Source organism: Paenibacillus sp. FSL R7-0198 (assembly GCF_038000415.1).
GTDB lineage: Bacteria > Bacillota > Bacilli > Paenibacillales > Paenibacillaceae > Paenibacillus.
The window spans coordinates 5262392-5275360 of sequence record NZ_JBBOCB010000001.1; the positions used below are offsets into that span (position 1 = coordinate 5262392).

The 12969-nt window shown below is 48.3% G+C and carries 14 protein-coding genes and 5 tRNA genes; 10 read left to right on the forward strand and 9 right to left on the reverse strand.

The window, feature by feature from the left end; all coding sequences use genetic code 11:
- Positions 1-117: 117 nt before the first annotated feature.
- The 3 genes from MKY87_RS22770 (at position 118) to MKY87_RS22780 (ending at position 843) form a co-directional block, all read left to right on the forward strand.
- Positions 118-579: a SprT family protein gene (locus tag MKY87_RS22770; protein ID WP_036669054.1), complete on the forward strand. Its 462-nt coding sequence runs from the start codon at positions 118-120 to the stop codon at positions 577-579.
- 93 nt (positions 580-672) lie between these two features.
- Positions 673-748 (forward strand) — tRNA-Asn (locus MKY87_RS22775).
- A gap of 6 nt (positions 749-754) precedes the next feature.
- Positions 755-843: transfer RNA gene (locus MKY87_RS22780), tRNA-Ser, on the forward strand.
- A gap of 222 nt (positions 844-1065) precedes the next feature.
- Here the strand turns inward: MKY87_RS22780 and MKY87_RS22785 are convergent.
- On the reverse strand, positions 1066-1764 hold the full coding sequence (locus MKY87_RS22785; RefSeq protein ID WP_340909301.1) for an ArsR/SmtB family transcription factor: 699 nt from the start codon (positions 1762-1764) through the stop codon (positions 1066-1068).
- Between the two features lie 164 nt (positions 1765-1928).
- Here MKY87_RS22785 and MKY87_RS22790 point away from each other — a divergent pair, with 164 nt between their 5' ends.
- Together MKY87_RS22790 and MKY87_RS22795 are read left to right on the forward strand one after the other, a co-directional pair.
- A complete protein-coding gene (locus MKY87_RS22790) occupies positions 1929-2531 on the forward strand; it encodes a flavin reductase family protein (protein WP_340915274.1) in 603 nt (200 codons plus the stop codon).
- A gap of 283 nt (positions 2532-2814) precedes the next feature.
- Positions 2815-3486: an MgtC/SapB family protein gene (locus tag MKY87_RS22795; RefSeq protein WP_340966318.1), complete on the forward strand. Its 672-nt coding sequence runs from the start codon at positions 2815-2817 to the stop codon at positions 3484-3486.
- Positions 3487-3550: 64 nt separating this feature from the next.
- On the opposite strand, the gene MKY87_RS22800 is transcribed toward MKY87_RS22795, so the two are convergent.
- Both MKY87_RS22800 and MKY87_RS22805 read right to left on the reverse strand, forming a co-directional pair.
- Complete coding sequence (locus MKY87_RS22800; RefSeq protein ID WP_338592179.1) at positions 3551-4447, reverse strand: Cof-type HAD-IIB family hydrolase; 897 nt, start codon at positions 4445-4447, stop codon at positions 3551-3553.
- A gap of 4 nt (positions 4448-4451) precedes the next feature.
- Positions 4452-5228 carry a DeoR/GlpR family DNA-binding transcription regulator gene (locus tag MKY87_RS22805; RefSeq protein ID WP_338592181.1) on the reverse strand — a complete coding sequence of 259 codons (777 nt, stop codon included), beginning with the start codon at positions 5226-5228 and terminating at the stop codon, positions 4452-4454.
- 308 nt (positions 5229-5536) lie between these two features.
- Between MKY87_RS22805 and MKY87_RS22810 the strand changes: the two genes are divergently transcribed.
- The 4 genes from MKY87_RS22810 to MKY87_RS22825 all read left to right on the forward strand — a co-directional run bounded on the left by MKY87_RS22810 (position 5537) and on the right by MKY87_RS22825 (position 6485).
- Positions 5537-5608: transfer RNA gene (locus MKY87_RS22810), tRNA-Glu, on the forward strand.
- 106 nt (positions 5609-5714) lie between these two features.
- Positions 5715-5790 (forward strand) — tRNA-Lys (locus tag MKY87_RS22815).
- 17 nt (positions 5791-5807) lie between these two features.
- Positions 5808-5890: transfer RNA gene (locus tag MKY87_RS22820), tRNA-Leu, on the forward strand.
- Between the two features lie 169 nt (positions 5891-6059).
- Positions 6060-6485: a helix-turn-helix domain-containing protein gene (locus tag MKY87_RS22825; RefSeq protein ID WP_036610863.1), complete on the forward strand. Its 426-nt coding sequence runs from the start codon at positions 6060-6062 to the stop codon at positions 6483-6485.
- 111 nt (positions 6486-6596) lie between these two features.
- Here the strand turns inward: MKY87_RS22825 and MKY87_RS22830 are convergent, their stop codons facing one another.
- Genes MKY87_RS22830 through MKY87_RS22855 form a run of 6 tightly spaced genes read right to left on the reverse strand, consistent with a single transcriptional unit; the run spans position 6597 to position 11380 of the window.
- Positions 6597-7493: an urease accessory protein UreD gene (locus MKY87_RS22830; RefSeq protein WP_340966319.1), complete on the reverse strand. Its 897-nt coding sequence runs from the start codon at positions 7491-7493 to the stop codon at positions 6597-6599.
- On the reverse strand, positions 7474-8193 hold the full coding sequence (gene ureG / locus MKY87_RS22835; protein ID WP_017690021.1) for an urease accessory protein UreG: 720 nt from the start codon (positions 8191-8193) through the stop codon (positions 7474-7476). The genes MKY87_RS22830 and ureG overlap by 20 nt, the downstream gene beginning before the upstream one ends.
- Before the next feature lie 33 nt (positions 8194-8226).
- A complete protein-coding gene (locus tag MKY87_RS22840) occupies positions 8227-8922 on the reverse strand; it encodes an urease accessory protein UreF (RefSeq protein WP_340966320.1) in 696 nt (231 codons plus the stop codon).
- Between the two features lie 33 nt (positions 8923-8955).
- Positions 8956-10674, reverse strand: coding sequence for an urease subunit alpha (gene ureC / locus MKY87_RS22845; RefSeq protein WP_340966323.1), 1719 nt, complete (start codon positions 10672-10674; stop codon positions 8956-8958).
- Positions 10671-11060, reverse strand: a complete 390-nt coding sequence (locus tag MKY87_RS22850) for an urease subunit beta (protein WP_017690018.1) — start codon at positions 11058-11060, stop codon at positions 10671-10673. Before MKY87_RS22850 ends, ureC begins: the two co-directional genes overlap by 4 nt.
- A 17-nt stretch (positions 11061-11077) precedes the next feature.
- Complete coding sequence (locus tag MKY87_RS22855; protein ID WP_076209470.1) at positions 11078-11380, reverse strand: urease subunit gamma; 303 nt, start codon at positions 11378-11380, stop codon at positions 11078-11080.
- A gap of 261 nt (positions 11381-11641) precedes the next feature.
- Here MKY87_RS22855 and urtA point away from each other — a divergent pair, with 261 nt between their 5' ends.
- Positions 11642-12892, forward strand: a complete 1251-nt coding sequence (gene urtA, locus MKY87_RS22860) for an urea ABC transporter substrate-binding protein (protein ID WP_091033636.1) — start codon at positions 11642-11644, stop codon at positions 12890-12892.
- The last annotated feature ends 77 nt before the right edge of the window (positions 12893-12969 follow it).

Consider the following 12969-nt stretch of genomic DNA (forward strand, 5'->3'; position numbering starts at 1 on the left):
CGAGTAATAATCTCCCCTCATACATTCTACTTGACAGTGTAGCCTACGAAACGGTTAAAATTCAAGTATTATGCCGGAAAAACAAATGCTCCGAGGGGGTGCAAGGAGAGGATACCGATGGAAAATGAGGAATTGCAACAATGGATTGAACAGGTATCACTGGATCATTTCGGAGTACCGTTCACCCATGAAGCGTTGTTTAACAGTCGCCTGACCACGACGGGTGGGCGTTATATGCTCAAAAGTCACCGGATTGAGATCAATCCGCATCAACTCGAAGCCTATGGGCGAGATGAGGTTGAGAAAATCATCAAACATGAGCTGTGTCACTATCATCTGCATATTCGTGGGCGCGGCTATCAGCATCGTGACCCGGAATTCAAGGCTTTATTGCAGAAGGTAGGCGGCTCGCGTTACTGCCAATCACTTCCTGACGGCAAAGGCAGAAAGCCGCTGCCATATCGTTATAAGCTGGTGTGCAAGAGCTGTGGTACGGAATATTTGCGCAAACGGAAAATAGATCCGAAGCGTTATCGCTGTGGTCGTTGCGCGGGAAAACTGGGCCTTCAGAATATCTGATGTGTGTATCATCCAATGTATTAGAGAAAGTGATGGAAGGGATGTTGACTTGGATTATTAATCATGATAAATTAATCTTATTCAAGTTAATTTTCCCTGATAGCTCAGTTGGTAGAGCACTCGACTGTTAATCGAGTTGTCACAGGTTCGAGCCCTGTTCGGGGAGCCATTTCTTGGAGAGATACCCAAGTGGCTATAAGGGGACCCTCTGCTAAGGGGTTAGACTGCGTAAGCGGTGCGAGGGTTCGAATCCCTCTCTCTCCGTTCTGAATTAAACTTCTCTGCAAAGGGATGAGAACCCTAAAGGTTCGTCGGAGCATAAGCTTCGTTAGCAATACTTCGCAGTCTCGAACGAAGTGAGAGTACCCCTCTCTCTCCGTTCTGATTGCACAAAAAATCCCCTTCACATTAGACCGGTTAACGGTCAGTGTGAAGGGGATTTTTTGCGTTTACTGATCTTTGGTTATCCCTCGTGTACGCTTCAGCCTAAAGTGAAATGCTCAACATCTCATATAAACCTTTCTTGCCTGCTTCCGTTACTTGGACAGAGCGACTTCCTGTTTTTTGACGAATCCAGTCCAGTTCCGCTAACCGATGTCTGAGTTGTTCCCCAAGCATACCTGAGAGATGATGACGGCGTTCGCTCCAATCCAGACATTTGCGAGCGATGGCCCGGCGTGATCCCGGCTTCATCTGAAGTTCAATTCCGAACGTAGTGAACCACTGTATTCCTTTCTCTGTAACTTGATAATCCTTGCTGTGTGCCTCTTCGGGCTCTGAAAGATACCCCTTCTGTACTAACGCTTCACAGAGCGAGATTCCCAATTTTCCGGCCAGATGACTATAACAGGTCCGTGCATGGCTCAGTTGTTGAAGCTGATCGGATTGTTTGAGAGAACGGATCTGTACAGGCGGAGCAATACTGGCCATCGTTTCAATCAGATTAGCAATTTCTTTGTTTGCCAGACGGTAGTATCGATGGCGTCCTTGTTGTTCAACTTCAAGTAATCCTCCCTCTACGAGTTTAGCTAGATGGCTGCTTGCCGTCTGGGGAGTGACACTTGCCATATGAGCAAGCTCTCCTGCGGGCAACGCACGCCCATCTAGCAAGGATGACAGAAAAATAGCACGGCTTGGATCAGCGATTAACGACGCAATAACAGTAATATTCGGATATACATTCATACTTCGATCATATCTGAACTATTACTGTATTACAATCCAGTTGTATCGTCCCATATGGGTCAGATTGAGCTTATAAATCATTGGAATGGGAACAGGAGAGGTACAGGGTGAAAAAGATAACGAAACAGGACTTTGCTACAGGGCAGTTGTCCGAGAGTCCAGCAGTGATTCAACATGAAACGATTAATCCCAGTATTTTATATTATGGTACGCCTGTATTGCTGCTAAGCACATTAAATGAGGATGGGTCAACCAACCTGTCACCATTATCTTCGTCTTGGGCGCTTGGAGACTGTCTGGTTCTCGGTCTAGGTACTCAAGGCAAAGCCTATGAAAATCTGAGTCGACATCGGGAGTGTGTGATTAATTTGCCGGATGCGACTATGTGGAAACAGGTTGAGGCATTGGGTCGTTATACGGGAGTTAGCCCGGTTCCTGAGGAGAAAAGGCAGATGGGCTATGAATATTGTCATGATAAATTCACCGTAGCTGGACTGACATCTGAATGCTCGGTTCAGGTGGCTCCAGATAAAATAGCTGAATGTCCGCTCCAGATTGAAGCGGCTGTACAACACATACGTATTCCCGAACATACACCGTTCATGGCGATTGTTGAAGTGAAAGCATTGAAGGTGCACGCGCACACAAGATTAATATCTGGGCCGAACAAGATTAATCCAGAGGAATGGCATCCGCTGATATATAATTTCAGACATTATTTCGGATTGGGAGAGAGACGAGGGAGTAATTTTCGGGCAGAGAATTGACATGAGTAGAGGCTTTTATTGTATAAGATGAATTAATCATTTACACGATAACGGAGAGGACAGAAAAAACCTGAAAAAGCGAAGCGTTCGCCTTTATCCCCTGATTTTCCCCTTTAGGAAAGGGAATAGAAAAAATCTGGGGATAACAGCGATTGGAAGGTTGTTCTGTCATCGTAGTGCCAGTGTAAATAATCTTTAGTTCAACTTATATGGTCAGTGAAAGATTGGGTAATAGTAAAGATAGACTAATGTAAGCATATACATAATGAAAGAGGTGATGTGCATGGAAGTGGAATATTTGATGCGTGTACTCATAGCTGGAATATGTGGTGTGCTAATCGGATATGAGCGCAAGAATCGAATGAAAGAGGCAGGAATTCGTACTCATTTTGTGGTTGCTGTAGGTGCTGCCCTGATGATGATTGTATCGAAATACGGATTCCAGGATCAGGCTGGCTGGGACAATCTGTCCCTTGACCCTTCAAGGATCGCTGCACAAGTCGTTAGCGGTGTGGGGTTCATTGGAGCGGGCATGATCTTCACACAGCGTCACACGGTCAGGGGATTAACCACAGCAGCTGGCATATGGGCTACGGCGGGCATGGGACTTGCCGTGGGTTCAGGTCTGTATTGGACGGGTGCAGGCGTGACGCTGCTTATTGTCGTGGCACAGATGTTACTGCATAGACCTACACGCTGGCTGGTATCCGCCCGAACAGAGACGTTAACCATCCATCTGCAAAATGAGGGAGAGGCCCTGAAGACTGTATTGGCACTGCTGGGGCAGGAGAAAATCTCGGTCATCGGATTTAAGACTGAACAGCAAACAAGCACAGACTCCGTGGAAGAGACTGTGCTTGAGTTCACGTTGCAACTGCCGGGTTCATACCGGGGCGAGCAACTGATTATTTTGTTACAGGACGTGCCTCACGTTCGATCTACGGAATTAAAATGAAGAGAACCTGCATGGATCAATAGGCGACCATGCAGGTTCAGTGCTTAATTCAGTATGGGTTCAATTACTGACCTTCTCCGACAATCGTTTCCGGACGAGCCACAGGTTTACCCTCAAGCAGGCACTCGATGGCATGGGCAACACCGTGCTCCACATTGGTCAGCGTTATGGCTTTGGCTAATGCCTGGATTTCGGGTTCGCCATTACCCATGGCGATGCCGAGTCCTGCCATTTTTAACATGGAGACATCGTTGAAGTTATCACCGATCGCTACTGTATCTTCCATGGAGATGTTCAGGTGAGCCGCCAGTTTGGTGAGGGCATTACCTTTGGATACGTCCGGGTGCTGCATTTCGAAGTTATGCTCAAAGGATACAACCATGGCGACATCGGATCGGGAAGCGAAGTATTCTCGTCCTGTCTTTACTTTGTCCGGATTCATGGAGAAGGCCATAATATTATAGATGTAGGCTTCTGCCGGAATTTCCAGATGGCTGTTTACGCGGTGGTAGTCTTTTTTGTCATAGTGTTTCTTGATGGAGCGAATCATGCGTGCAATGTCCTCACCAGGGTTCGAACCAAGAACACGTTCCATCTCGGCGAGCAAGGTCTCATGACTGCTACGCGGGGCATAGATGCCTTGTTGCGTTGAAGCCTCATAATAGACATCATGATCTTCCAACCACTGCATGACGGAAGCTGCTGTATCACGCTCAAGCGGAAGATGGAATAAACGTTCACCGTCTGCATCATGAATTGTCGCTCCGTTAGAGCCGATAATTGGGGTTTTGATTCCGCCTTCGCGGCTGATGGTCACAACATCGGAATAGACGCGTCCTGTAGCAATGGTAACCTTCATACCGGATTGCTGGGCCTTTTGGATGGCTGCGGCGTTCTCCGGGCTAATCTGGCTATCTATGTTCAACAAAGTTCCATCTAAATCTGTGGCAAATAATTTCATATATTTACAACTCCTTATCATCTGTTGGTTCAGGAATGAGAATCTCAACCTGTTGTTCGGCTAGAAAAACAAGCCATTCTTTGGTTGGCCATTGATCCGTAATCAATACATCCACCAATGACCAGTCGGCAAAACGATAACCATAACGTCTATCGAACTTGGATTGATCTGCAAGAACAACAACCTTCTTGGCAGCTTTCATCATTTGGTGTTTAATTTTCCCTTCCTCTTCGGAAGCGCTGAAGCCATCCATGGTGATACCGCCAATACCGATAAAGGCTTTATCTACATAATAGTGGGAGAGGGTCTCGATAACAGAGGTACCGTAGACATAACGTTGTTCCTTATCTACTTTGCCTCCGAGCAAACGAATCTGGACAGCAGTGTGATTGGAGAGAAGATCAGCGGAATGAATCGAATTAGTAATGACGGTACAGGATTTGCCGTTCAAGTTCTCGGCACAGGCCTGCACAGTCGTGGAAGAGTCCAGAATAATGATCTCGCCTTGCCTTACAATGGCCGCAGCGAGTTTGCCGATGGCCCTCTTTTCCTCAGATACATCGAGTAAACGGTCTTTGTAGGATCTGAATTCTTGCGGAGGAGGGGGGAGAATCGCGCCGCCACGTGTTCGGATAATGGCATCCTGTTCCTCAAGCTTAATCAGATCCCTGCGTGCAGTATCCCGTGATACATCAAACAAGGAGACAATATCATCGGCTGAGATGCGATTGTGTTTGCGTAGATGTTCAACAATGAGCTGCATTCGTTCTTCTTGAAACAAACATGTCACCTCCGAGTGTATGGATGACCGTACTTATACTGATACTTTAATTATAAGTATTCTTAATGTGGTTTGCAATATTATAAGTGAACATAAGTTTTTATAAGTGTTTTAATGAATGATTTACATTGTTCCTGCACAGTGATGATATTGGCATGAATAGGGGAGGTGGCGAATAACGGGGCTCTGAAGAACAGTACGCAATAGACAAAAAGGCTTGAAAAATAAATTTTAAAAAAAGTATTGCAAGTTCAAATTGTCCTGTGGTATACTCATTCTTGTCGCCAAGAAAGACAACTTGTTATTAAGGCCCGTTGGTCAAGGGGTTAAGACACCTCCCTTTCACGGAGGTAACAGGGGTTCGAATCCCCTACGGGTCATATCTTCACCACCTCATGAGATCTACATTTTCGATGAGTAATCCTCAAAGTCATTGCTCTTATAGACAAGAATGAAGCATGGCACATCCGGTGAAGTTTACAGCAAGAGCCATTAGCTCAGTTGGTAGAGCACCTGACTTTTAATCAGGGTGTCGAAGGTTCGAGCCCTTCATGGCTCACCATTTTTACAATTGAATATGCGGTCGTGGTGGAATGGCAGACACGCTATCTTGAGGGGGTAGTGGGTGTATACCCGTGGAGGTTCGAGTCCTCTCGACCGCATCACAGCAACAATATAAGATAGACTTCTATGATCATTCATGGGAGTCTATCTTTGTGTTATACGATATACATCATTCTGTGCCAGGCATATAAAGGCTGAGCATTCAGGAATAATGTGGTATAATTCAAGCAGATGAGTTGATTATTACGGTTGGAAGGCGGTTCTTGTATGCAGTCGATCTATGAGCGAATTGAACACCTGATTGCCGAACGAGGAATGACCAAGAAGGCTTTCTGCCAACAGCTGAAGATTAGCACAGGCAATCTGGGTGATTGGAAACGTGGCAAGTCTATTCCGAGTACGAATAAATTAATTGAGATTGCTTCGTTTTTTGATGTGAGCCTCGACTGGCTCATGATTGGACGTCCATCGAAGGAAGCGATGGTTCGGGAAAAACGGGAGGATTATTTTTTTGACGTTTTGCGGCAATTGAATTGCCAAGAAAGTGAATTATCGACTGTGGAACAGTCTTTTATCAGCGAATATATTGAGTTCACCCGTTACCGCAAATCGAAAGAAAGTAAGGATGCAGGCGACTATCGCTATAAACCTGAGAACAAATCAGAGAACGATTCTGAGGAAAACGAAGCGTAAGTGATATGAGCAGCATCCATAGACTGAATGTACAAAAACCTCTGGACTAATCCGAACACACTCGGAGACAGTTCAGAGGTTTTTTGTATTAACCATGCATGCTTCATGCCCTTATTTACGAAAGACAAGAGTTTCTTTGCCCAGCAGATGGGGGCGGAGTGTGTTCCAGATCTGAAGACACTGCTCCTGAAGCTCCCAAGCTGCCATGCCAAGGAGTCGAACGCCGATGCCTCCGGTTGCCAGCAAACTTGCACCTGCGAGCATCCGTCCATCTGGTGGCAGCGCGGATCTGACTTGCTCCAACTCCGCAGTACCAAGCCCCGGTGCGATCATCCACAACGCAGCGGTATGGGTATAGTGAAGGAGAGACGCGGAGTGTTTGGGATCATCGGTATCCGGTTCGAGTCCGAATCGATCCCAGACAGCCAGTTGTTCACCTTGCCATATCTCCGTCAAGCTACGGTAACGCTCAAATTGGAACGCTTCTCCCCGATGAATCCGTCCGGCAGACCAGATATCTGCATAGGCCAGGATTGCCTGTTCTTCCAGCTCAAAGGTTACAGTGAGCGAAGAAGAACTTCCCTTGAAGGGAATGACACATTCAGGGAAGTATTCCAGCGTGGCCCCTTTTCCCAACCGAAAGTGATGATTAACGGATGAGGGAATGGAAGGTGTAGGATAAAGCCTGGTAGCGGATGTGCTGCTCAGCATGACATGGGTGCCTTCCCCTAATTCCCACTCGGAATGATAATGATCCCCGTTAAGAACTCCGGGCGAGACGTCTGACGTGTACACACATAATTCGGTTCCGCCTCCGGGAGGTCGAAAGGATCGGCTAAACCGGAGTGGTGCGCTGTAATAACGATCAGTCATGACAGTCCGGTCGCCTTGAAAGGCAAAGGTGGCCCGAAGCTCGCTGCGGCGTGTGACGGGCGCACCTGCACTTTCATTCCCATTTATCTCTGTTCCCGTGGGGACAGAAGATGAATTAATGCGAGTGAGTGCCATGTTCATGGCTATGTGAATGCAGATGTGCAGCGGAAGCATCGTCATCCATGTATTGATGTTCGAGCCAGTGGACAATCTCGGATACACCTTCACCGCTCATTAGATTAGACATGACGTAAGGGCGGCCTTCGCGAACCCGCTCGGTATCATTTTTCATCACTTCCAGGCTTGCTCCAACGTAAGGAGCGAGGTCGGTCTTGTTAATTAACAGCAGATCTGAACGGGTGATGCCGGGACCGCCTTTGCGAGGGAGTTTCTCTCCTTGGGCAACGTCGATAATGTAGATGAACACATCAGCCAGTTCCGGACTGAATGCAGCAGAGAGATTGTCGCCGCCACTCTCGATGAAGATCAGTTGCAGATCCGGGAAACGTTCAATCAACTCGTCAACCGCTTCGAAATTCATGGAGGCATCCTCACGTATAGCCGTGTGCGGGCATCCGCCTGTCTCTACGCCGATAATGCGCTCTGGTGCCAATGCATTCTGACGCAGCAAGATTTCGGCATCTTCCTTGGTATAAATGTCATTCGTGATGACAGCAAGGCTATAACGTGTACGCAGTGCCTTGGACAGCTTCTCCACCAGGGCTGTTTTACCTGAGCCTACCGGTCCACCAATTCCAATTCGCATCGGACGACTCCGATCAAATGCCTTACGTTCCCACTCTGGATGATGCGTATGATTAGCTCCTCCACACATAACAATTCCTCCTTGGTTAGATAAAAGTTGTAGTTAAGACATAAACAGCCGCGCGGGTAAGGTCTCATGCCGCATGGCGTAGATTTCCTGGGCGATTCCGAAGCTGTGCATATCTTCCGGGTCATTTTCCCGAATGAGCGCCCATTCCGCTTCGATATCATCAAGCAGTTTCTGAATCAACATCTGCGCTTCGGTTTGTCCGATGGGCAGCAGGCGAAGTGCGCTGTTCACATAAGCGTTCACCGAGGTATACAGATGCCCGGTAACGGCTTCATCCAATTCAATCTCCAACTGATAGTTGATATAACCGTGAATGGTCGTGATGCCGCAATACGCGCCATGTTCCCGGATGGCCTTATCAATCAGGGAAAAGTCCATCCATGGATAGAGTGAACGGGCGAGCTTGAGCAGTCGCTTTCCCATTTTGTGGCCGCTTTCCCTGAGTTCCCGAGGGGAGCGCTGGGCGTGGACACGTTTGTCATACAGAGCAAGTAGAGCGGCATCTTGCTGTTTTATCGCCTGATAGACGCCTTTGATGGCAAGACCATCGAGTCGCACAAGACTGGAATGAAGCTGACTGCGAATAAACTGTTCAAGCTGCGCGGTATTTTGCACGGTGCTATCATGCGTATAAGCCTCCAGACCGAAGGAATGGGAGAAACCACCGATGGGCAGGGCTGAATCCAGCAGTTGAACATAACGAAGTAACTTCGTGCCACTATTCATCATGAGTGCCCCCTTATCAGCTAATCCGTATTCCTATCAAAACATAAAGTACCGCTGAGCCATAGGCAGCTCGTCTACGGGTTCACAGGTGAGAAGCTCGCCGTCGGCGCGTACCTCATAGGTTTCGGGATCGACTTCAATGACAGGGGTGACGTCATTATGAATCATGTCTTTTTTACTTACTGAGCGGCAGCCTTTGACGGGTTCAACCCGTTTTTTCAGGCCCAATGACTCTTTGATCCCCGCATCTGCTGCGGCTTGGGAGACAAAGGTGATGGATCCGCTGGCAATGGCGCTCCCATAAGCTCCAAACATGGGTCTGCCAAATACGGGCTGAGGTGTCGGGATGGACGCATTGGGATCACCCATCTGGGCGAATGTAATCATGCCACCCTTAATGACAATCTCAGGTTTAACACCGAAGTAGGCCGGTTTCCATACGATTAGATCGGCCAGCTTTCCAACTTCCACTGAACCGACAAGGTGTCCGATTCCATGAGCGATCGCTGGATTGATGGTGTATTTGGCGACATATCGCTTGATCCGATCGTTATCGGAGGGTGAATCCGGGTTGAGTTCAAGTTTACCGCGCTGTTTTTTCATTTTGTCGGCTGTCTGCCACGTACGGATAATGACTTCGCCCACTCGGCCCATGGCCTGTGAATCGGAGCTGATGATGCTGAACACGCCAAGATCATGCAAAATATCTTCGGCTGCGATTGTCTCTGGACGAATCCGTGAATCGGCAAAAGCGACATCTTCCGGGATGGAAGGGTCCAGATGGTGACACACCATCAACATATCAAGGTGCTCTTCTACGGTGTTGCGTGTGTACGGCCGTGTTGGGTTGGTTGATGAGGGGATAACGTAGGACTCCCCAGCGGCCCGGATAATATCCGGTGCGTGTCCGCCACCAGCGCCTTCCGTATGGTACGTATGGATCGTCCGGCCGTTGATCGCAGCCAGGGTGTTTTCGAGAAATCCGGTTTCGTTCAGTGTATCGGTGTGGATAGCGACTTGAACATCATGTTCCCCGGCGGCAGTAAGGCAAGCATCGATAGCGCTCGGCGTAGTGCCCCAATCTTCATGCAGCTTCAGGCCGATTACCCCAGCTTCAATCTGTTCAATTAAAGGTGCGGTACTGGAACTGTTGCCTTTGCCAAGGTAACCGATGTTCATGGGAAAAGCCTCTGCCGATTCTAACATCCGGTGGATGTGCCAGGCTCCTGGTGTGCAGGTGGTGGCTTTGGTTCCTGTTGCGGGTCCTGTTCCGCCGCCGATCATGGTCGTGACCCCGGAGGATAATGCAGTCTGAATCTGCTGTGGGCAGATGAAATGAATATGGGTATCAATGCCGCCAGCAGTTACAATCATGCCTTCACCGGCGATGATTTCGGTGGAAGCACCGATGACCAGTGCGGGATGAACGCCATCCATTGTATCCGGGTTACCGGATTTGCCAATGGCGCAGATGTGACCATCCCGAATGCCGATATCCGCTTTTACAATGCCCCAATGATCGATAATGATAGCGTTGGTGATAACAGTATCAGGAGTGCCGTCACTTCGCAGAGCAGTCGTAGACTGGCCCATCCCGTCGCGGATAACCTTGCCGCCCCCGAACTTGCTCTCATCTCCGTATACGGCATAATCATGTTCAATCTCTGCCCATAGTTCGGTATCTGCAAGTCTTACGGCATCGCCGGTTGTCGGTCCAAACATGGACGCGTACTGTTCACGGCTCATTCGTTTCATGAAGGTTCACCCCCATCTTGTATGGGAGGGGAGAACGTCTTCAGGAATGCCTCCAGTTTCAGTGGATCAGGAGCTTGATCCGCAGAGCCTTCGGTTAATCCGTTGAACCCGTGAATCTGGCGTTTGCCGCCAAAGGTTGTGAGTTCAACAGGTTTCTCTTCACCAGGTTCGAAGCGGACTGCGGTGCCTGCCGGAATGTGCAGGCGATGTCCAAAAGCTGACGTGCGATCAAAGTCCAGTGCTGCATTAACTTCATAAAAGTGAACGTGAGAGCCGACCTGGACGGGGCGGTCGCCGCGGTTAAGGACAATGAGTCGTAGGGTTAAACGATCCGGATGACAGATGATGTCGTCATCTGGCTTCAAACGGTATTCACCAGGAATCATGGTTTCTCCTGCCTTTCTCAGCGTATAGGTTCGTGTACAGTAACCAGTTTCGTACCGTCAGGAAATGTGGCTTCTACCTGTACTTCAGGAATCATATCGGGAACACCATCCATACAGTCTTCACGTGTCAGGATGGTGCCTCCGTATCTCATTAATTCGGCAACACTCATTCCATCCCGTGCTCGTTCCATCAGTTCGGAGGTCAACAAGGCGATGGCTTCGGGAACATTCAACTTGAGTCCGCGTGCTCTTCGTTCACGGGCGAGGTTAGCGGCCACGGTAATCAGGAGTTTTTCCTTTTCCTGCTCAGTCCAGTGCAAGGCAATCCGACCTTTCGCTTATAATGTCTGATATGTTCATGGATCATGTTATATGTTAAATATACTCACACAGGGTGAATCCTTTGTCAATAAGCTTCAAGGCATATTAGCAGTATGCATGAAACGAGTAGGCATGAAATAAAATTATGTAAGCTATATTGACATGAAGAGTGTAACCCTCCATAATTTGGATCAACGAACATTTCGGACGCAAATGACCTTAATGTTCGTCAATAGACTAAAAAAAGGGAGTGTAGGCTATTGAAGAAGAGGTCGGTCAAGTTATGGAGTATTTTGCTCGGTGTGGTCATTGTGATGACAGGATGTGTGGAGGGCACTGCGCCGCCTGAAGCTTCGGGTTCAGGTGGTACAGGAGAGCCGGCTGCCTCCGGTGATACGATTAAAGTTGGCATTCTTCACTCTCTCAGCGGAACGATGGCGATTAGTGAGGTATCTGTTAAAGATGCCGAGATGCTTGCTATTGAAGAGATCAACGCCGCGGGCGGAGTTTTGGGTAAACAGATCGAGCCTGTAATTGAGGATGGCGCTTCGGATTGGCCTACTTTTGCGGAGAAGGCTGGGAAGCTACTACAACAGGATAAGGTCGCTGCAGTATTTGGCGGATGGACCTCTGCGAGTCGGAAGGCGATGCTCCCGGTGTTCGAACAGAACAAAGGTCTATTGTTTTATCCGGTGCAATACGAAGGATTGGAATCATCGCCAAACATTTTTTATACAGGAGCAACAACGAATCAGCAGATCGTTCCATCTGTAACCTGGTTACTGGAGAACAGGGGCAAGACGTTTTATCTGCTCGGTTCAGATTATGTATTCCCAAAAACGGCCAATCAGGTCATTAAGGCACAACTCGCAGCAGAAGGCGGCGAAGTAGTGGGTGAGGAGTACACACCGCTGGGCCATACCGATTATAGTACCATCATTAGCAAAATCAAAGCTGCGAAGCCGGATATTGTATACAATACGCTGAACGGAGATAGCAATGTGGCCTTCTTCAAACAATTGAAGGATGCCGGAATCTCCTCGGATCAGATGACAACCCTCTCGGTGAGTGTGGCGGAGGAAGAAATCCGTGGCATCGGTGCAGATGTATTGAAGGGACATCTGGCTTCGTGGAATTATTATCAGACAACGGATACACCTGAGAATGCAACATTTGTTGCCAAGTATAAAGAAAAATACGGTGCTGATCGAGTGACAGCTGATCCGATTGAAGCGGGATATGTGGCGGTTTATCTCTGGAAGGCGGCGGTGGAAAAAGCAGGATCAACCGACGTAGAGAAGGTGAAGGCAGCTGCCAAGGGTCTGGAGTTTGATGCCCCGGAAGGTAAGGTAACCGTGGATGGAGAGAATCAGCATATCTACAAAACCGTACGGATCGGTGAGGTGCAGGAAGATGGGCAGTTCAAGGAATTGTGGAATTCTGGTGAGCCTGTCAAGCCGGACCCTTATCTGAAAACGTATGAATGGGGAGCTTCCCTCAGCGCTAAATAACATAGAAACCTCGCAATAAAACAGGCAACTCGCTTCAAAGCAGCCGACACATAAACGAGGGTGTGACAACACATCCT